This is a genomic window from Ruegeria sp. ABV4_181, from assembly GCF_056158465.1.
Genome location: NZ_JBSWTI010000002.1, coordinates 2,548,505 through 2,567,699, shown reverse-complemented (window position 1 = coordinate 2,567,699; position 19,195 = coordinate 2,548,505). Strand labels below are relative to the sequence as shown.

Genomic DNA, 19,195 nt, shown 5'->3' with positions numbered 1-19,195 from the left:
TCTCTCTCCTTAGCCCTGAGCCAGCTCTTTGGCTTGCTCAACCCATTCGGGTTTCACTTTGATGGTGTCGATAGCAGCAATCTGCTCGTCCGACAAGGCGGCCAGAGCGGCAAAGCTCTCGATACCGGCCTCGTTCAGCTTCTTGGCAGCGGCGGGGCCGACACCGTTCAGCTTGGTCAGATCATCGGCAGCAGCCGCAGCCGCGGGTGCCTCTGCCTTGGCTTCAGCTTTCTTGGCAGGCTTTTTCGCCGCCGGAGCAGCTTCGCCAGCCGGAGCCGAACCGGTTGCAGCTTTGATGCCAGACTTGTCAGCGCCCGACGACAGGATGTCAGTGATCTTGACCAGAGTCAGCTTCTGACGGTGGCCAACGGTACGCTTCGAGCTGTGCTTACGACGGCGCTTGACGAACTTGATGACCTTGTCACCTTTGATCTGTTCGATCACTTCGGCCTGTACGCCTGCGCCTTCAACGAAAGGTGCACCAACAACCGGAGCGTCGCCGCCCAGCATCAGAACATCGTTGAATTGAACTTTTTCACCTGCGTCGGCAGCCAGTTTTTCAACGCGGAGCACGTCGCCCGCCTGAACCTTGTACTGCTTGCCGCCAGTCTTGAGGACCGCAAACATGCGTCTTTCCTTTTCTAACCCGCGTTCTGTGGTCCCCTTCCGGGTGTTTTGGCCCCAAGAAACTTGAAAGCCACCTCGAACAGCGCGCCCTTTTCGGGCTGTGTGACGACCCTTGGGACTTGCCCGGTGGGTCAATAATAACGAGACCCGGCGCGGAGGAACCGGCCGGGATGCGCGCTTATCCATAGATTACAGCGGAAAGTCAACACGAAATGATGACTATAGATCCGATCCTTTCAACACCTGCGAAACCGCCTGTCCCAGTTTGAAATAGATCTCGCCATACATCCGATCAAAAATCTCAAAAAGGGCCTCGTTGACCGCCTTGCCCGTCTCGGTGCGGGAAAACGCGATATTCTCGCGCATCTGGGTGTCGTTCAGGGGCTGATAGGCCAGCAGCAGAAAGGAATACAACCAGGTTTTTGTTTCAGCTGTCACGCTGTCCTTCTGCGCCAGAAGCCCGGCCAGCAGCTGTGCATCGTCGCTCGGGGTGTCGTCGTTCAGCCCTCGAAAAAAGCTGAAATCCGCGCTGAGAGAGCTTTGGACATTCTGCTCGATTAGATCATTGACCTGAATGTATTCTTCGACAAGCCGGAACAGTTCGGTGTTCTGATCGCCCTGTCGGTAGGCGTCGCGGGCCATCTCCTCGATCGTCTCATCGGCAAAGGCTTTTCGGGCGGAGTTTTCCAGCGAAACGATGGTCTGACCAAGATCGCTTTCGAAAAACAGAATGGCGCGTTCAAGCTGGCTGTCGGTCAGGTCTTCGGTGAACACCTCGGTCACCTGATTGCGCATCGCGACAGGATCGTAAATCCGTTCAACCTGCGCCGCGAAGATGGGCCCGCCGGTGTTGTTCAGGATGTCTTCATCCATTTCTCGCCCCTGCGATTTGCCTTCTTCGCGCAGGATGGCAATGACCTGATCGAACTGCATGGCCTGTATCAGGCGTTCGACCCTTTCTTCGGCCTGCAAGGGCAAGGCCCATAGGATCAGGGCAGCGACAGCGGCGATCCGGTGCATTAAATATCCTGAGCCGGGTGCAGATCCGCCATCCGGGCCGCCAGAATTTCGAACTTCATCGCCATGATTTCATACTGAATGGCGTTCAGCAGTTCGTACACCTCCTGCATCAACGGCTGTTCCAGCGCTTCGGCATAGGCGACAACATCCGTGTCCGAAAAATCCTGATAGGTATAGGCCGCCCCGGCCAGCGCAGACAGTTGCAACGCCTGTCGCATGCCGGTTTCGTTCCGCCGCATCATCTGCCGCAACTCGTCACCGTTCAGTTGCAGATCAATCACGCCCGACGCACTTGCGGCCAGAAGAAACCGCAGCTGGATTTCCTGTAGCGCCCGCAAAGCCGTGCCGCTGGAGTCAATGGCGTTGTTCATCCGCTTGAGGCTTTCAACACGCAGTGAGCCCTGTTGAATCAGGTCGGACACGATTTTCTGTCCTTCCTGCTGTTTGGAATCCTCGTCCTCGACCATATGAGACGCGTTTTCCGCCTCGACCAGCCGTTGTCCCAGGTCCGAGGCATAGAACTCCACCGCGTGGTTCAGCGCGTCATCGCTGAGGGTCTGTTCCAGGATCGACACAGCGGTTTCGTGCATGTCGGCGGTATCGAACACCTCTTCGGTCAGGCGTTTCCAGTCCGATCCAAAGTCCTTTGCGTCGATTCCCAACATCTGAGGTGCCGAGGCCGAGGCAAGCGCGATGCTTTCCAGTGCGACGTCGAATCCGGTCGTTGTCAGAAACGCCTCGATCCGGTCGCGCCCGGCCGCCGCAGATGGCAGAGGCACGGTAGACAGGACCAGCAACAACAGGGAAAAAGGCAGGACGAAACGGGATGCAAGATAAGTCATACCCAGAAGCCTAGGCGTTTTGGGCGGTCTGGCAATGGAAAATACCGGTGAAGTGAAATTCAGGAATTTTCTGCTTGCACCCCTGCCCGTTCCTGACTACATCCCCCCCTCACAGACCCCCGCGGAGAGGTGCCGGAGTGGTCGAACGGGGCGGTCTCGAAAACCGTTGTGGGTGCAAGCCCACCCAGGGTTCGAATCCCTGTCTCTCCGCCACAAACTTTCCAGTTTGCTGCACGTTATCCGGCCTGTTTTCGCATGATCTGCTTCTATTGCCACCTCTCGTGCTGCACGGCGGCGTGATATTGCCATCTGTGTGCGATTGATAGGCGTAGGCTGGCTCAATCCCCCGTTTTGAAAAGAAATTCCGGGAATTCACCGTTGAATCCCGCTAGCCTGTTTCCATCTTGGCGACACATTTTCCAAAGGAGAGACACATGTCGCGTACTATCTTATTAGGTGTAGTCATAGCTGCCATTGGCGCTGGAATTTATTACTATCTGAATCAGTCCGACCCAACGCCGGCGGATCAATTGCAGTCAGCGGCCCAGGATGCGGGCGATGCGGTTGGCGAGGCAGCCGAAACAGTGACCGAACAGGCAAGCGAGGCTGCATCCTCGATCACCGAGCAGGCGACAGACGCGGCCGAGCAGGCCGGGGAAACCGCCACCGATCTGGCCAATCAGGCGGGCGAGGAAGTTGCCGCGCTGGCAAACCAGGGTCAGGATCTGATCAACTCGTGGATCGAAGACGGGGCGCTGACCGTACAGAACTTCGATTACGACACGATGGTGGCGTCGGTTCAGGAAAGCACCCTGGCCCAGGAAATCAAGACGCAGGCGATTCAGATTCTGGATGACATCCAGGCATCGCCCGAGACCATCGCCACAAAGATACAGGAACTTCGTGACCTGTTGTCGGGGCAGTGAACCCCCTTGGGGCGCCTGAGGTCCGGCGCCCCTTTTTTGCCCGCGCGCCTCATGGTTCCTGCCACGTAAAGGAGCTGTCAGATTGACGCGACTGGGGGCTTTTGATTGGCTGCCCCGGATACCAATGCACATATTCGCCCACACCTGATCCAACAGGCGTGGTATGTGTTTGCCATATTCCTGCGGCCGTCATCGGTCGCGGAAGCGCCCACAAGAAGGAGCCATCATGACCGCCCTGCCCTCAACAATGTTTGCCGTCCTTCAAACCCATGACGGGTATTCAGAAACGGCCACCGGACCCGTGATCGAAAACGCCGCCGACTGGCTGGCCGAGGCGGAGATCCCCGTGCCCGAACCCGGCCCCGGGCAGGTCCTGATCCGTCTCAGGGCGTCGTCGGTCAATCCGTCGGATATTCACTTTATCAAGGGCGAATACGGTCAGCCGCGCGTCAAGGGCAGCCCTGCGGGGTTCGAAGGCTGCGGCGATGTTGTCGCCACCGGTGCAGGCGCCGAAGCGCTGCAGGGCCAGCGCGTAGCCTTTGTGGCCGCCGGTTCAGGCGCATGGGCGGAATACGCCCTCACCCAGGCACAGATGTGCATCCCGTTGCGGCCCGAGATATCGGACGAGGACGGATCGGCCCAGATCGTCAATCCGATGACCGCTATGGCGATGGTCGATATTGCCCGCGAGGCCGGCGACGCATTTGTAGTCTCGGCCGCGACCAGCCAGTTGGGCAAGCTGATGTGCAGCCTCGGTCGCGACCTTGGCCTTAAACCCATCGCTCTGGTGCGCCGCGCTGATGCGGTTGACAACCTGAAAGCGCTGGGGGCGCACGAGGTTCTGGTCACCGGCGACCCGGAACTGGGTCAGAAATTTGCCGCCCTGAGCAAAGAACTTAAGCCCCGGGTGTTCCTGGATGCCGTTGCTGATCAGGTGTCCGAACAGATTTTCTGTGCAATGCCGAACGGCGGGCGCTGGGTGTGCTACGGCAAACTCAGTGCCGAACTGCCGCAGCTGACCCAGATGGGTCAGCTGATCTTTATGAGCAAGCGGATCGAAGGGTTCTGGCTGACGCAGTGGATGACCTCGACACCGCTTGCCGATCAGATGCGTGTTGTCGGCGAAGTGCAGGCACGTTTTGCTGATGGGCGCTGGAAAACCGATGTCTCGGAACGGCTTGCGTTAAGGGACGTGGTGTCAAATCTGGCCGGTGCGCTGAAAAAGAGTGACGGAAAGGTGATTATCACGCCATAGTAGAACAAAGCCCCGGATCGGAAATCTGAGCCGGGGCGCCAAGAACGCCGGGAAAACCGGTATCGGGAGGTGAATTTGGACAACGCGCAGCTGCTGATCAGCGGGCTGGCGAATGGCTGTGTCTACGGCCTGATCGCCCTTGGGTTTGTGTTGATTTACAAGGCAACCGAGGCAGTGAATTTCGCGCAGGGCGATTTCATGATGCTGGGGGCATTTGTCACTATCGGGCTTACGAATACCGAATATATGGGCCTGCCGTTCTGGCTGGCCCTGCCCATATCCCTGGGTATCATGGCGGCGCTTGGTTATTTGCTGGATCGTCTGATCATCCGGCGGCTATTCGGCGAAAGTCAGACGGCTGTCGTCATCCTGACGATTGCCCTTGGTTTTGTGATCCGGTTCGCGGCCGGGCTGATCTGGGGGCATGAGCCGCAGACCCTGCAAAATCCGCTGGCCGGGAAAGAGGTACGGTTCGGCGGGCTGGTGCTGGGGCTAGAGGATGTGGCGGTCATCATCGTCACCATACTGCTGACCTGGGTCCTGTATGTCTTCTTCAGCCGGACCAAGCTGGGACTGGCGATGCAGGGCGCGTCGCAAAACCAGTTGGCGGCCTATTACATGGGCATCCCGGTGAAACGCGTACAAGGGTTCATCTGGGCTTTGGCCGGCGCTGTAGCGGGCATTGCAGGCATTCTGTTCGCCGCAAAAGGATCGGTGGACCCCACCACCGGACTGCTGGGCATCAAGGCCTTCGCGGCTGCTGTCATTGGTGAATTCGGCAGCCTGCCCGGCGCCTTGGCCGGAGGGTTGATCGTCGGTGTGATTGAACCATTTGCCAGCCGCTACATCGCCGCCGGATACAGCCAGATCGCGCCTTATGCGCTGTTGCTGGCGGTGCTGATCTTCCGTCCCAACGGGCTGTTCAGTCAGGTTCGGGTCAAGAAGGTCTAGGCGCATGCGGATCGTTTTTAAAACCGACTATATGCAAGACATCCGCCCCTGGAAGGACGCCTATCAACTCTGCCTGTATCTGATCTTGCTGGCGGTGGTGGCAGTGGCCCCCTGGTGGCTGGACGACTTCTATCTGGGTGAACTGACAAATGTTCTGATCTGGGCGATTGCCGGGCTGGGTTTGATGGTGCTGACGGGGCATACCGGACAGGTCAGCCTGGGCCATGCGGCGTTTCTGGCCTTTGGCTGCTATGCCAACGTCATCCTGATCGAAGCGGGCGTACCGTTTCTGGCCGCCTTTCCGTTGGCCGGCATCCTGACCGGGATTGCCGGGGTGACGGTCGCCATCCCTGCCCTGCGTCTGCACGGCATCTATCTGGCGATTTTCACCATGGCACTGTCCATCCTGATGGACGATGTCATCGTTCTGGCCGAGCCCATCACCGGTGGCGTTGCCGGTAAGTATCTTGGCGGCGTTGAGATATTCGGACACCTCGTTGATCGCTGGGCAACCCCGGATCTGTTCTACTGGCTGGTGCTGGGCGTCGCCGTGATCGTGACTCTGGGTTACATCAACCTTCTGCGCGCGCCGCTGGGGCGCAGTTTCATCGCGGTGCGCGATTCCGAAGTGTCGGCACAGGCCATGGGTGTCGATATTGCCCGGACCAAGATGATCTCATTCGCCATTTCCTGCGCCATCACCGGTTGGGCGGGTGCGCTGATGGGAATGTTTTCCGGTGCGTTCAACAACGAAACATTCAGCGTCGTGATTTCAATTCAGTTGCTGATGATGATCGTGATTGGCGGTCTTGGCTCGATCCACGGCGCGTTTCTGGGCGCTGTCGTCATTGGCTTTCTGCCGCAGTTCCTGTCGATCTCAAAGGAATATGCCGGTGCGCTGTTCGGCGGCAATACGGTTGCGATACCGGGGCTGGAATTTGGCATATTCGGGATGATCCTGATTGCCTTCATCCTGTTCGAACCGATGGGCCTGTACGGCCGCTGGCTGAAAATCCGTACCTGGTTCGAACTGTTCCCGTTCTATCGCAAGGACATGTTCAAGCGCCAGAAATCATACCTCAAGACGGAGCGCCTGAGATGAGCTTGCTTGAGTTTGAAAACGTCACCCTGAAATTCGGCGGTCTGACCGCCGTAAACGATCTGTCGTTTCAGGTTGAAGAAGGCGAGGTTTTTGCCATCGTCGGGCCGAACGGTGCGGGCAAATCCACTGTGTTCAACCTGATCTCGCGTTTTTACGAACCTTTCGCCGGATCGATCCGGTATGACGGGCACGACCTGTTGCAGGTCAAGCCGTCGGGCGTCGCTGCGTACGGCGTGGCGCGGACATTTCAGAACATCGAACTTTTCGAACACGCCACCGTTTTGCAGAACCTTCTGGTCGGGCGGCACCGTCACCGGCGGACAAATATGCTGTCCGAGATTTTGTTTCTGCCGTCCGCGCGCCGACAGGAGATCGAGAACCGCGAGAAGGTCGAGGAAATCATCGACTTCCTCGATCTGCAGGCGTTCCGCGACAAGATGATCTCGGGCCTGCCCTACGGTGTGCGCAAAGTGGTCGAGGTTGCGCGCGCACTGGCAACCGACCCCAAGCTTTTGCTGCTGGATGAGCCCGCCTCAGGCCTCTCGGTCGAGGAAACGACCGACATGCGCTGGTGGATCGACGATATTCGGCGGCAAATGGGAATAACGGTTCTGATGGTCGAACATGATATGGGGCTGGTTTCCGGCGTCTCTGACCGGGTGCTGGCGATGGCAGACGGCGCGAAACTGGCGCTTGGAACACCGGCGCAGGTACAGTCGCACCCGGCGGTGATTGAGGCATATCTGGGGAAAGCCTCATGAGCGAACCGATCCTGACCATCCGCAATGTCGAAAGCTTCTATGGCCCGATCATGGCGATCCGTGGCGTGTCGCTGGATGTGCGCCCGGGTCAAATCGTATCGATCCTGGGGGCGAATGGCGCGGGCAAGACCACGCTGATGAAAACCGTTTCCGGCGTGATGGACCCGGAAAAAGGCAAGATCACCTTTGACGGGGATGAAATTCAGGGGTCCGAACCGCATAAGGTCGTGCAAAAGGGCATCGTCCATGTGCCCGAAGGGCGCGAGGTATTCCCATTGCTGACGGTTGATGAAAACCTCAGCCTCGGCGCCTACACGCTGTCTGACAAAGGGCAGATCGACCACGACCGAGATCTGGTTTTTTCCTACTTTCCGATCCTCAAGGAACGTCGCGATCAGGAGGCCGGCACCCTGTCCGGCGGGCAACAACAGATGCTGGCGATCGGGCGCGGCCTGATGGCCAACCCGAAAATCATGCTGTTGGACGAACCCTCGCTGGGTCTGTCACCGCTACTGGTGCAGGAGATATTCGGCATCCTGAAACGCCTGAATGACGAACAGAACATGACCATGATGCTGGTCGAACAGAACGCCAACGCGGCGCTGGACCTGGCCCATCACGGCCACGTCATGGAGGTCGGACGCATCGTCATGGATGGCGCGGCAGATGTGTTGATGGAGTCCGAGGATGTGCGGAATTTCTACCTTGGCGTGCAGGAGGAAGGCGCGCGTGAAAATCGCCGCTGGAAACGAAAGAAAACGTGGAGGTGACACAGATGAACATCAGCACCCTGCCCCCACAAACCACAATCAACGGCATCAGCTTCAACGCGACCCCCGGTCAGCGCCCGGTTCTGGTCGATGAATGCACGACCATCTGCCAGCTGTTTCAGAAACGCTGTCTGGATCTGAAGGATCGCACCGCCCACCGCGAAAAAGATTTTGGTATCTGGAAATCGTATTCCTGGTCCGATTACTGGCAGCATGCCAAATGGATCGGGCTGGCATTGCGTAAACTGGGATTGCAGCGGGGCGAGGTAGTTTCGATCCTGTCCGAAGACCGCAAGGAATGGGCATGGCTTGACATGGGCATTCAGGGCGTCGGTGGAATCGCTTCGGGCGTTTACACAACCAATTCCGCCAACCAGTTGAAATACCTTGTAAATGACAGCGACAGCCGTTTTCTGATCGTCGAAAACGAAGAGCATCTGGACAAGTTTCTTGAGATCGACGCCGAAGTGCCCGGTCTGCTGAATGTCATCATTCTGGAAGACGAAGGTCTGCACGACCTGAACCATCCGCGCTGCATGATGATTGACGAACTGTATGCGCTGGGGCGTCAGGCCGAAGCGGCGGAGCCGGACCGGTTCGACGCGGAAATCGCCTTGGCCTCGCCCCAGGACACGGCGCTGCTGGTCTATACCTCTGGCACGACCGGCCAGCCCAAAGGCGCGATGCTCAGCCACGAGAACATCCTGGCGGCGATCGAGGCCGGCGCCCACGCGCTGCCATCGGTGGAAAGCGACGAGCAACTGTGTTTCCTGCCACTCTGCCATATTCTGGAGCGTGACGTTTCGGTCTATTTCCCGCTGGCCGCCAAATGCGTGGTGAATTTTGCCGAAAGCCCCGAGACCGTGTTCGCCAATCTGCAAGAGGTTTCGCCTACCACGTTCACCGCCGTTCCGCGCGTGTGGGAGAAAATCTATGCCCATGTTCAGATCATGGCGCAGGATGCCACACCCGCCGGGCGCGCGGCTTATGCGATGGCGCTGAAGGCCGGTTTTGCGCGGGCCGAATACCTTCTGGCGGGCAAGCCCGTTCCGGCAGCAGTCGCCGCGCAGTTCTGGCTGTGGGACAGGCTGGTTCTGCGCAATCTGCGCCGGATGCTCGGCATGGACAAGTTGCGCCGGGGCGGAACCGGTGCGGCGCCCATCTCGACCGAATTGCTGAAATGGTACTGGGCCATTGGTGTTCCGCTGGTCGAAGGGTTCGGGATGACGGAAACGGCCGGGCTCGCAACGGTAAACACGGTCGAAGACAACAGGGTCGGCACCATCGGGCGCGCGGTGCCGGGCAATGACATTCGCATCTCGGACGACGGTGAAATTCAGCTTAAGGGATTGAACGTCTTTCAGGGCTATTGGCGCAACAACGCAAAAACGGCCGAGACCTTTACCGCCGATGGCTGGCTGCGAACCGGAGATATGGGTGAGATCGACAGCCTGGGCTATATCACCATCACCGGCCGTATGAAGGACGTCATCATCACGGCCGGCGGCAAGAACATCACCCCTTCCGAGATCGAAAGCAGGCTGAAATTCAGCCAGTACATCTCGGACGCGGTCATCATCGGCGACAAGCGCAAATACCTGACCGCCCTGATCATGATCGATCAGGAAAGCGTCGAGAAATATGCGCAGGATCGAAAAACCCCGTTCTCGAATTTCGCCTCACTTTGCGCGGCCCCCGAAGTGCGTGACCTGATCGGCTCCGAGGTCGCTGCCGTCAACAACGACTTCGCGCGCGTCGAGCAGATCAAAGACTTCCGCCTGATCGACGTCTTGCTTACCGCTGATGACGACGAGCTTACGGCGACGATGAAACTAAAGCGCAGCTTCGTGGAAAAGAAACACGGACATCTTATTGAAGACATGTACAAATAGAAAAGGGATTACCCAAAGGGAGGAGAACTCATGAGGAACGTGATCAAACGGCTGGCTGCGGCCACCGCTTTGGTGGCATCGGGCACGATCGCCGGTGCACAAACTCAGGGCGTAACGGATGATGAAATCGTCATCGGCTCGGTCAATGATCTGAGCGGTATTTTCGCCGCGGTCGGCGTCCCCGCCACCAAAGGGGCGAATGTCGTCTTTGACCGCGTCAATGCCGAAGGGGGCGTGCACGGTCGCAAGATACGTTTTGTGGTCGAAGACAACGGCTATCAGATGCCACGCGCGATGCAGGGCTATAACAAGCTGCTAAACCGCGACAAGGTGTTTGCGATGCTGCAATCACTGGGCACGCCGATGAACCTGGCCGGGTTCAAGCTGCTGGATCCCAAAGGCATTCCCAATGTGGCCCCTCTGACTGCGGCCCGGCAAATGCTGCAGGAGCCGATGAAAAACAAATTCACCTCCTTCTCGACCTATTTCGATCAAAGCCGTGTCGGGGTGAAGTATCTGGCCGGTCAGTTCGGGTCTCAGGCCGTCTGCACCATGTACCTGCCGACGGATTTTGGCGAAGAAATTCTGGAAGGCAGCAAGGCCGGTGCAGAAGAGGCCGGTATCGCCTTTGTCACCGAGACCACGCACAAACCGGATGAAACGGATTTTGTCGGATCGCTCAGCAAACTCAGGGAAGAAGGCTGTGACATCGTCACGATGGCCTTGGGTGTGCGGCAGGCGATCACCGTTGTCGGGACGGCCAAGAAAATGGGACTTGAGGACATGAAGTTCCTGGGCACCTCGGCCAGCTTCCTGACGGTTGTGGCGCAGGTTCCCGGCGGAGTAACCGACGGATTTTATGCGGCGGCCTCGTGGCAGGATCTGTGGGCCCGGGCCGAAGACCCCGTTCCCGCCGCATTCATCGATGAGTACAAGGCAGCCACCGGAGAAGACCCGGTCGGATTTTCGATGCTGGGATATTCGGCCGCCGAGATGATGGTCAAAGCGCTGGAGGCCGCGGGCCCCGACCTGACCCATGACAGTTTCATCGCTGCAATGGAATCGCTGGACTATACCGATGAATTGGTTGGTAACCACATCACTTATGGGCCGGATGACCATCAGGGGGCGGATACCGTTTTTGTCAACGTGGTCGAAAACGGCGCGTGGAAACTGGTCTACGAAGAATAATCCCGGGCACAACCCCAAAGAAAAAGGGCTCGCGGATGCGAGCCCTTTGATATTCGTAGTCCGCAGCGATTAACGCTTCGAGAACTGGAACGAACGACGCGCTTTGCGCTTACCGTATTTCTTACGTTCCACAACGCGGCTGTCGCGGGTCAGGAAGCCTGCGGCTTTCAGGGCACCACGCAGGTTGGGATCGTACAGCTGCAGGGCTTTCGAGATGCCGTGCTTGACCGCACCGGCCTGACCGGTCAGGCCACCGCCTTTGACGGTTGCGACAACGTCGAATTCACCTTCAACACCGGCAACCTGGAACGGCTGGCGCAGGATCAGCTGCAGAACGGGACGCGCGAAATACTTGTCCTGGTCCTTGCCGTTCACGGTGACCTTGCCGGAGCCCGGCTTGATCCAAACGCGGGCAACAGCGTCTTTACGCTTGCCGGTGGCGTAGGAGCGGCCCAGCTCGTCACGTACGGGTTCACGCACGATGACTTCTTCGGCCACGGTTTCAACGCCTGCGACGGCGCTCAGCTCTTCGAGAGTATTGATCTGATCAGCCATCGGTCATTAGCTCCGGGTGTTTTTCTTGTTCATGGACTTCACGTCCAGAACTTCGGGCGCTTGCGCCTCGTGGGGATGCACGGCACCGGCGTAAACGCGCAGGTTGGTCATCTGCTGACGCGCCAGACGGTTGCCCGGCAGCATGCGCTTGACCGCCTGGGTCACGACGCGCTCGGGGTGTGCACCTTCCAGGATCTGCTGCTTGGTGCGCGACTTGATGCCGCCCGGGTGGCCCGTGTGCCAGTAGAAGTTTTCTTCGCGCTTCTTGCCGGTCATCTGGATTTTGTCAGCGTTGATCACGATGACGTTGTCGCCCATGTCCATGTTCGGAGTGAACGACGCTTTGTGCTTGCCACGCAGGCGCATGGCGACGATCGAGGCAAGACGGCCCAGAACAACGCCCTCGGCGTCGATCAGGATCCACTTCTTGTCGATGTCTGCAGGAGTTGCAGAAAAGGTTTTCATGGCAGGATAGTCCTGTTTGATGTGAAAGACCGCCCCACGGCGGAGCGGCCCGAATTCGATGGTTGCGTATCTAGACATACCCAAGTGCCGCGTCAAGCGACGTAATCTTATAAAAAGAAAGCAAAAACAAACAGTTACAAAATAGGTATTATTTTACCCCATTGTCTTGCGGGTAAATAGCCCGCATTGGACCGCCCTCTGCTATTATCAGGCGCAGGCGGCATAACATAGGCTAACGGAGGGACGCATGCAGGAACTGAACCGGGTGATCGCCGACTATGGCGCAGCGTGGCAGGAAACCGACGCGGACAAGCGGCTTGCGCTGCTGACGCGGTGCTTTTCGGAAAATGGCCGATATGTCGACCCAACCGGGGAGGTTTCCGGCCGGGAGCATCTGAACGCGCATATCGGCGGGGTTCTGCAGGACACGAACGGCCGCGTTGATATCACCAGCCAGCCTGCCGCACACCACGACGTCGTTCACTTTACCTGGCATATGGTTGCACCGGATGGGGCGATCATGGTCAAAGGTCACGACTTTATCAAACTGGATGCGCAGGGTCAGATTGTGCATCTGGCCGGTTTCTTTGGTGATCCAGATCCGCTGACCTGAACTTCAGACGCTGATCTGTTCGGGCGGATTGTCCAGCAATGCCCTTAACCGTTGCATCGCGTCCTCGAACCTCTCCAGCGACACATGTCCGTTCATCGCGATGCGTACGGCGTTGGGTGCCCGCCCGTCCCGCAAGGCAAACTCGTCGGCTGAGCGGAGTTGTATCCCTTCCCGCTCAGCGGCTCGGCTGAAGGCTGCGGCGCGCCAGCCTGACGGAAGGTTCAGCCAGACAAACGGCACATCGGGTGCCCAGTTGAGGTCGAATCCGCCCAATGCGTTGACCGCAACGCGGACATACTCGCCCATCCGCACCCGGACATCGCGGGCCACCTGACGCGTTCTCGGATCGGACAGCAACAGCCGCGTCAGTTCCGCGAGCGGTTGCGCCAGCCCGAAATACCCGTATTCGGCGGATCGTCGCAGCTCCACGCTTCTTTCCCGTGGCGCGATGGCAAATCCAACACGCAGCGCCGGTGTCAGAGTTTTTGAGATCGAAGACACATGCCAGCCCCGCTCGGGTGCCAAAGCACGATAGCTGGGCTCGCGCGCGTCGCCCATGCGATAGCAGTCGTCCTCGATGATCTGGACGTCATAGCGGCGGGCAACCTCGACCACTTCCTTGCGGCGTTCCAGCGGCGTGTGCGACCCGGTCGGGTTCTGAACTTCGGGTGAAACACAGATCGCCTGTGCTGGGGTTTGGCGCAACACATGCTCCATCGCGCCTGGGTCGACGCCCCATTTGTCCATCTTTACGCCTATCACGTCGGCGCGCATCAGCTCCCCGGCCCTGCGGAAACCGGCGTAAGACAGGTCTTCGACCAGAACGACCGGCTTGGCACCGCGCAGAATGGTTTGAAACACCAGGCACAGCCCGTTTTGCCCGCCATGTGTCAGCACAATATCGTCATGCGACAGCGGGCCCAGCGGCAGATCGGAAAGCCAGTCGACCACGGACAGACGCATCGGCTTATAGGCATCGCGCGTCGGGTAATTCAGGAACAGGCCAGGATCGGACTGGGCCACCTTCTGAAGGCATTCACGGATCAGCGCGACCTGCCCGACATCTGCCAGTCGTGGGCTGAACAGGCTGACATTGGCATTGTATTTGTCATCGCGAAGGTGAAGCTGCCTTGCCCAGACATCATCCAGTATCGGAGACTTCGGGGGCGCCACAAATGTACCACGTCCGACCTCGGCCAGCAGCAGACCCTCTTCGGTCAGAATCGTATAGGCCCGGGCGACGGTTCCCGGCGTGATTTGTAACCGATACGCAAGTTCACGGACCGGAGGCAGCTTTGTTCCGACCTCCAGCATCTTGTTATCAATCGCTTTTCGGATTGTGTCGGCCACCAGTGTATACTTGGGACCTTTCGATTTCGGCAACGCCTCCGGCCAAATTGTATCCATTACAATTCTTCCTTTGATTTCGACACAATCCTGAATGTATCAAGCACACATACCGAACATATTACGTTTGTGTCAATACAATTTGAAAGGATACCCAAATGACACGCGCAATGCACAACCCCGCCCTCATGCTGCTGAACGACAGCCCCCGGCTGCCGCTTATCGCCGCGCTGGCCGTGCGGTTTGCGGCGACTGTCACACAGTGGGAGCGTCGCCGTCGCAGCCGCATCAACCTGTCGAAACTGGATGACAGGCTTTTGCAGGATGTCGGTCTGACCCGCTATCAGGCCAACCGGGAAGCCGACCGCCGGTTCTGGCAGTACTAATTAATCCCCAGTCCCATTTCGGGACCTCTTCCCTGGCCGGGTTCACACCCGGCCATTTTTTTTATCCAAACGCGGCTGCGGCCGAGCCTTCGGGGGGAAGGGAATAAGTCATCGTCGCGCGCGCCACGGGTTTGTCCGACCCTTCCGAAAACATCAAAACATCGCCGACAGCCAGGGATTTCCCAAGCTTCAGCAGCGTGCACCGCGCAATGATGTCCTTGCCACCGTTCGGCTTTCGCATGAAGTCCATCGAGCATCCTGTCGTCACAGCTAGCGACTGCTGCCCCCGCAGCGCAAGAATCATGGCATAGACGCTTACATCCGCCAGCCCGAACATCGACGGTCCGGACACGGTTCCGCCCGGTCGCAGATGCCTGTCTTCCACGACCAGGCGCACGGTGATTGAGGTTTCGTCCAACGCCTCGACAACAAAATCCCGATGCACCTGCGGAAAGACTTGTTTCAGGTAATCCGTCAGTTGTTCCCGGTTCATCGCCAATGACATACTTCCCCTCCTCGATTTGCCGACCTAGAGTTGGCCCGACATCATATCGGAGGGCAAGATGGCAATTCTGGAACGTAGCGACACAGGCGCGGTCGCGCGGCTGAAAATGAACACGCCCGAGCGTCTGAATGCCCTGAGCGATGAGATGCTGGCGGCCCTTCAGGCCGAATTCGATGCGCTCGACGGGGATGACTCGATCCGGGCGGTGGTTCTGTCCGGCGAGGGAAAGGCATTTTGCGCCGGTCATGATCTGAAACAGATGACCGCGGGACGTCAGTCCGAGGACGGCGGCAAAGCCTATTTTCAGGACCTTTTTGCTCGCTGCGCCCGGATGATGCTGTCAATTCGGTCCCTGCCCCAGCCAGTGATTGCCGAGGTGCACGGAATCGCGACGGCGGCCGGGTGCCAGCTGGTTGCGACCTGTGATCTGGCCGTGGCCGCCGAGGGCACGCGATTTGGCGTCAACGGCGTGAATATCGGCCTTTTCTGCTCGACGCCGATGGTGGCGCTCAGCCGGAACATCCCCCGCAAACAAGCGTTTGAGATGCTCACGACCGGAGATTTCATCACCGCGGAAAAAGCCGCCGAACTGGGCCTTATCAACCGGGTCGTTCCGGAAATGCTGCTGGAGCATGAAACCACGTCACTGGCCGAGCAGTTGGCGTCCAAGCTGGGATCTGCCGTGAAGATCGGGAAACAGGCGTTCTATCAGCAGATGGAGATGCCGATAGATCAAGCCTATGACTATACCGGCGAGGTAATGGCGCAGAATATGCTGCACCGTGACACCGAAGAAGGGATATCTGCATTTATCGAAAAAAGACCGCCAAATTGGCACCAATGAGGCGATTGTAACGGACATTTTTCCCCACTGTTCTCATTTTTGCACTTTTCAAAAGGGCGACACTGTGGCAAAGCTGGGTCAGGGCTGAGGCCCTGGATACACTTTTGGGTCGTCGTGGGCGGAAGGTCCCTCCAAGCTGGTTTCTCTCACCGGCGCCGACATCCCCGCAGCGGCGACCCCAAGATCTTCCCTGAAATATTGACCTTTGCCGTTGTCGCCGTGTTCGGTTGCGTTGGGCTGTGTTGTGCCCTATGTGGCAGCGCATGACACAGACATTGCATATTGTGGGCGGCGGCATGGCCGGGTCCGAGGCGGCCTGGCAGGCGGCGGAAATGGGCGTGAACGTGGTGATCCACGAAATGCGGCCCAAAGTGGGCACTTTTGCGCACCAGACCGGCAATCTGGCCGAGATGGTATGTTCGAATTCATTCCGGTCGGATGACGATGAACAGAACGCGGTGGGCCTGCTGCATTGGGAAATGCGCGCCGCCAATGGCCTGATCATGACAACCGCCGACGCCCACAGGCTGCCCGCAGGCGGTGCGCTGGCCGTGGACCGCGACCCGTTTGCCGAGGCCGTCACAGCCAAACTGCACGCCCATCCCAAGATCGAAGTGACCGGTGAAGAGGTCACCACCCTGCCCAACCAGGGCCACTGGATTTTTGCGACCGGTCCGCTGACCTCTGCCGCATTGGGGGATGCCATCCGCACGGAAACCGGCGCGGAATCGCTGGCGTTTTTCGACGCGATCGCGCCGATTGTCTATGCCGACAGCATCGACATGAGCAAAGCCTGGATGCAGTCGCGCTATGACAAGGGTGAAACCGAGGAAGAGCGTACTGCCTATCTCAATTGCCCGATGGATCGCGACCAGTACGAGGCGTTCATTGATGCCCTGTTGGCGGCCGACAAAACCGAATTTCACGAGGGCGAAACAGCGGGGTATTTCGACGGCTGCCTGCCGATCGAGGTGATGTCGGAACGCGGGCGCGAGACCCTTCGCCATGGTCCGATGAAGCCGGTCGGTCTGACCAACCCACATCAGCCGGACGTCAAACCGCATGCAGTCGTGCAATTGCGGCGGGACAATGCTCTGGGCACTCTGTTCAATATCGTGGGCTTTCAGACCAAGATGAAATACGGCGCTCAGACCGAGGTGTTCCGCATGATCCCCGGTCTGGAAAACGCCGGGTTCGCCCGGTTGGGCGGCATTCATCGCAATACGTTCATCAACTCGCCCACGCTGCTGGATTCGCAGATGCGGTTGAAGTCCAAGCCGCATATCCGCTTTGCCGGGCAGATCACCGGTGTTGAGGGTTATGTCGAAAGTGCTGCAATGGGTCTGCTGGCAGGTCGTCTGGCGGCGGCCGAGATTTTGGGGCAAACCCTGCCCGAAATTCCGCAGGACAGCGCCATGGGGGCCTTGATCCATCACATTACCGGCGGGGCCGAGGCCAAGACGTTCCAGCCAATGAACGTCAATTTCGGCCTGTTCCGGCCCGTTGATGGCCTCAAGGGTGGGCGACGCGGTCGCAAGGATCGTTACAAGGCGTATACGGACCGGGCCAAGGCTGAATGGACCGACTGGCTGAACCATTGCTGACTGGACGTGCAGGTGCGCCGCGGCATAACATCGTGGCATGAGCGACAAGTACCTCAAAGACGTCTACGATCTGGACACCCCGCAAGCGACCCGCGCGCATTATCAGAAATGGGCCTCCTCCTACGATGCTGAGGTCGGCGCGCATGGTTACGCCACCCCCGGCCGGGTTGCCGAGGCGCTGTGGTCCAAAATGCCGGAGGCGCAGACGCCGGTTCTGGATTATGGATGTGGCACAGGACTTTCCGGCGTGGCGCTGCACGCGGCGGGATTTCAGGTGATTGACGGAATCGACCCGACGCCGAAAATGCTGGAAGGTGCTGCGGCCAAAGAGGTTTATCGCAAGCTTTCAACGTTTGACATCACCGATCCCGACCCTCTGGAACAAGGCGCTTACAAAGCGATCACTGCTATCGGCGTCATCGGCGCGGGCGCCGCACCGCCGCAGGTGTTTGACCTTTTGATGCAAGCCCTGCCCAAAGGCGGGCTGCTGGGTTTTTCCTTTAATGATCATACGCTTGAAGATGTGTCCTACACTTGTCGTCTGAATGACTGGTTGGACATGGGGGCTGCGCGTTTGCTGTTTCGCGAATACGGGCCTCATCTGCCTGGGATGGACCTTAAGTCTGACGTATATATCGTTGAAAAAGCGTGACATTTAAAACCAGATTTGCGCCTTCGCCCACTGGTCCGCTGCATCTGGGGCACGCGTATTCCGCAATGCTTGCCCATGATCTTTCCGTCGCAAAGAACGGACAATTCCTGCTACGGATCGAAGATATCGACCGGTCGCGATCGCGCAGCCACTGGGAAGAGCAGATTTATGATGACCTGCAGTGGCTTGGCCTGAGATGGCCAGAGCCCGTTATGCGTCAGTTCGACAGGTTGGCGATTTACGAAGAAGCGCTGGACACGCTATGGGCGCGCGGCCTGCTCTATCCCTGCACGTGCAACCGAAAGGACATCGCCGCGGCGGCCAGCGCACCGCAGGAAGGCGCACCGCTGCTTGGACCGGACGGCATTGTCTATCCGGGCACGTGCCGGCCGGACCGGCATCCGATTCCCGATGATATGGGCCCCCGGCCTGATGACATTCCGCTGAGGCTGAATATGGCGGCGGCAATGCGCGTTGTTGCTGGTCCGGACAAAAGGGATAGTTTCAGGGAAACCGGTGAAGGGCCAAATGGCGAAACGGGGCTGGTGCGCTTTTCAGACAGGGAATGCACTCGGACCATCGGTGACGTGGTCCTGTCCCGCCGCGATATGGGCACGTCATATCACTTGTCTGTGGTGCTGGACGACGCCGCGCAGGGCATAACACATGCCATACGCGGGCAGGACTTGTTTGACGCAACGCGCATCCATGTGGTGCTGCAAAGCTTGCTGGGATTGCCGACACCGATCTATCATCATCACAGGCTGATCCGCGATGAGGCCGGCAAACGTCTGGCGAAACGGGACGATGCGCGGGCCATCGCGAAATACCGTCAGGATGGCCTGACACCCGTGGAAGTCAGGGCCATGGTCGGGTTGTAATCCGCG

General features: G+C 58.6%; 21 protein-coding genes and 1 tRNA gene. 15 read left to right on the top strand and 7 right to left on the bottom strand.

Features of this window, described 5'->3' with window-relative positions; translation table 11 throughout:
- Nucleotides 1-9 precede the first annotated feature (9 nt).
- From ACXAC3_RS12725 to ACXAC3_RS12715, 3 genes are all read right to left on the bottom strand, one after another.
- Complete coding sequence (locus ACXAC3_RS12725; RefSeq protein ID WP_475160632.1) at nt 10-627, bottom strand: 50S ribosomal protein L21; 618 nt, start codon at nt 625-627, stop codon at nt 10-12.
- A 219-nt stretch (nt 628-846) separates the two neighbouring features.
- Entirely contained in the window at nt 847-1,647 is an 801-nt protein-coding gene (locus ACXAC3_RS12720) for a DUF2059 domain-containing protein (RefSeq protein ID WP_475160630.1), read from the bottom strand.
- Entirely contained in the window at nt 1,647-2,489 is an 843-nt protein-coding gene (locus tag ACXAC3_RS12715) for a DUF2059 domain-containing protein (RefSeq protein WP_475160628.1), read from the bottom strand. Before ACXAC3_RS12715 ends, ACXAC3_RS12720 begins: the two co-directional genes overlap by 1 nt.
- Before the next feature lie 123 nt (nt 2,490-2,612).
- On the opposite strand from ACXAC3_RS12715, the gene ACXAC3_RS12710 reads away from it, so the two are divergent.
- The 9 genes from ACXAC3_RS12710 to ACXAC3_RS12670 all read left to right on the top strand — a co-directional run bounded on the left by ACXAC3_RS12710 (nt 2,613) and on the right by ACXAC3_RS12670 (nt 11,337).
- A tRNA-Ser gene (locus ACXAC3_RS12710) sits at nt 2,613-2,702 on the top strand.
- 221 nt (nt 2,703-2,923) lie between these two features.
- Complete coding sequence (locus tag ACXAC3_RS12705; RefSeq protein WP_475160626.1) at nt 2,924-3,415, top strand: hypothetical protein; 492 nt, start codon at nt 2,924-2,926, stop codon at nt 3,413-3,415.
- A 226-nt stretch (nt 3,416-3,641) separates the two neighbouring features.
- Nucleotides 3,642-4,670: a zinc-binding dehydrogenase gene (locus ACXAC3_RS12700; protein WP_475160625.1), complete on the top strand. Its 1,029-nt coding sequence runs from the start codon at nt 3,642-3,644 to the stop codon at nt 4,668-4,670.
- Between the two features lie 75 nt (nt 4,671-4,745).
- Nucleotides 4,746-5,621, top strand: a complete 876-nt coding sequence (locus tag ACXAC3_RS12695; protein ID WP_475160623.1) for a branched-chain amino acid ABC transporter permease — start codon at nt 4,746-4,748, stop codon at nt 5,619-5,621.
- Between the two features lie 4 nt (nt 5,622-5,625).
- Nucleotides 5,626-6,723, top strand: coding sequence for a branched-chain amino acid ABC transporter permease (locus tag ACXAC3_RS12690; protein WP_475160622.1), 1,098 nt, complete (start codon nt 5,626-5,628; stop codon nt 6,721-6,723).
- On the top strand, nt 6,720-7,484 hold the full coding sequence (locus ACXAC3_RS12685; RefSeq protein ID WP_475160621.1) for an ABC transporter ATP-binding protein: 765 nt from the start codon (nt 6,720-6,722) through the stop codon (nt 7,482-7,484). Before ACXAC3_RS12690 ends, ACXAC3_RS12685 begins: the two co-directional genes overlap by 4 nt.
- Nucleotides 7,481-8,254: an ABC transporter ATP-binding protein gene (locus tag ACXAC3_RS12680; protein WP_475160619.1), complete on the top strand. Its 774-nt coding sequence runs from the start codon at nt 7,481-7,483 to the stop codon at nt 8,252-8,254. Before ACXAC3_RS12685 ends, ACXAC3_RS12680 begins: the two co-directional genes overlap by 4 nt.
- Before the next feature lie 5 nt (nt 8,255-8,259).
- Nucleotides 8,260-10,146: an AMP-dependent synthetase/ligase gene (locus tag ACXAC3_RS12675; protein WP_475160617.1), complete on the top strand. Its 1,887-nt coding sequence runs from the start codon at nt 8,260-8,262 to the stop codon at nt 10,144-10,146.
- 30 nt (nt 10,147-10,176) lie between these two features.
- Nucleotides 10,177-11,337: an ABC transporter substrate-binding protein gene (locus tag ACXAC3_RS12670; protein WP_475160615.1), complete on the top strand. Its 1,161-nt coding sequence runs from the start codon at nt 10,177-10,179 to the stop codon at nt 11,335-11,337.
- Between the two features lie 69 nt (nt 11,338-11,406).
- Here the strand turns inward: ACXAC3_RS12670 and rpsI are convergent, their stop codons facing one another.
- Nucleotides 11,407-11,892, bottom strand: a complete 486-nt coding sequence (rpsI, locus tag ACXAC3_RS12665) for a 30S ribosomal protein S9 (RefSeq protein WP_010440030.1) — start codon at nt 11,890-11,892, stop codon at nt 11,407-11,409.
- A gap of 6 nt (nt 11,893-11,898) precedes the next feature.
- On the bottom strand, nt 11,899-12,357 hold the full coding sequence (gene rplM / locus ACXAC3_RS12660; RefSeq protein ID WP_475160613.1) for a 50S ribosomal protein L13: 459 nt from the start codon (nt 12,355-12,357) through the stop codon (nt 11,899-11,901).
- A 247-nt stretch (nt 12,358-12,604) separates the two neighbouring features.
- On the opposite strand from rplM, the gene ACXAC3_RS12655 reads away from it, so the two are divergent.
- Complete coding sequence (locus ACXAC3_RS12655) at nt 12,605-12,970, top strand: nuclear transport factor 2 family protein (protein ID WP_475160612.1); 366 nt, start codon at nt 12,605-12,607, stop codon at nt 12,968-12,970.
- Nucleotides 12,971-12,973: 3 nt separating this feature from the next.
- On the opposite strand, the gene ACXAC3_RS12650 is transcribed toward ACXAC3_RS12655, so the two are convergent.
- Nucleotides 12,974-14,377 (bottom strand): aminotransferase-like domain-containing protein, encoded by a 1,404-nt coding sequence (locus ACXAC3_RS12650; protein ID WP_475160611.1) that lies wholly within the window; start codon nt 14,375-14,377, stop codon nt 12,974-12,976.
- Nucleotides 14,378-14,475: 98 nt separating this feature from the next.
- Here ACXAC3_RS12650 and ACXAC3_RS12645 point away from each other — a divergent pair, with 98 nt between their 5' ends.
- A complete protein-coding gene (locus tag ACXAC3_RS12645; RefSeq protein ID WP_475160608.1) occupies nt 14,476-14,703 on the top strand; it encodes a DUF1127 domain-containing protein in 228 nt (75 codons plus the stop codon).
- Between the two features lie 61 nt (nt 14,704-14,764).
- Here ACXAC3_RS12645 and ACXAC3_RS12640 read toward each other — a convergent pair whose 3' ends face one another.
- On the bottom strand, nt 14,765-15,208 hold the full coding sequence (locus ACXAC3_RS12640) for a PaaI family thioesterase (RefSeq protein WP_475160605.1): 444 nt from the start codon (nt 15,206-15,208) through the stop codon (nt 14,765-14,767).
- A gap of 58 nt (nt 15,209-15,266) precedes the next feature.
- Between ACXAC3_RS12640 and ACXAC3_RS12635 the strand changes: the two genes are divergently transcribed.
- The 4 genes from ACXAC3_RS12635 (at nt 15,267) to gluQRS (ending at nt 19,189) form a co-directional block, all read left to right on the top strand.
- The gene (locus tag ACXAC3_RS12635; protein WP_475160602.1) at nt 15,267-16,052 is read left to right on the top strand and encodes an enoyl-CoA hydratase; all 786 of its coding nucleotides are present in this window, start codon (nt 15,267-15,269) and stop codon (nt 16,050-16,052) included.
- A 263-nt stretch (nt 16,053-16,315) separates the two neighbouring features.
- The gene (gene trmFO, locus ACXAC3_RS12630; RefSeq protein WP_475160599.1) at nt 16,316-17,656 is read left to right on the top strand and encodes a methylenetetrahydrofolate--tRNA-(uracil(54)-C(5))-methyltransferase (FADH(2)-oxidizing) TrmFO; all 1,341 of its coding nucleotides are present in this window, start codon (nt 16,316-16,318) and stop codon (nt 17,654-17,656) included.
- Between the two features lie 37 nt (nt 17,657-17,693).
- A complete protein-coding gene (locus ACXAC3_RS12625) occupies nt 17,694-18,308 on the top strand; it encodes a class I SAM-dependent DNA methyltransferase (RefSeq protein WP_475160597.1) in 615 nt (204 codons plus the stop codon).
- Nucleotides 18,305-19,189: a tRNA glutamyl-Q(34) synthetase GluQRS gene (gene gluQRS / locus ACXAC3_RS12620; protein WP_475160595.1), complete on the top strand. Its 885-nt coding sequence runs from the start codon at nt 18,305-18,307 to the stop codon at nt 19,187-19,189. Before ACXAC3_RS12625 ends, gluQRS begins: the two co-directional genes overlap by 4 nt.
- The last annotated feature ends 6 nt before the right edge of the window (nt 19,190-19,195 follow it).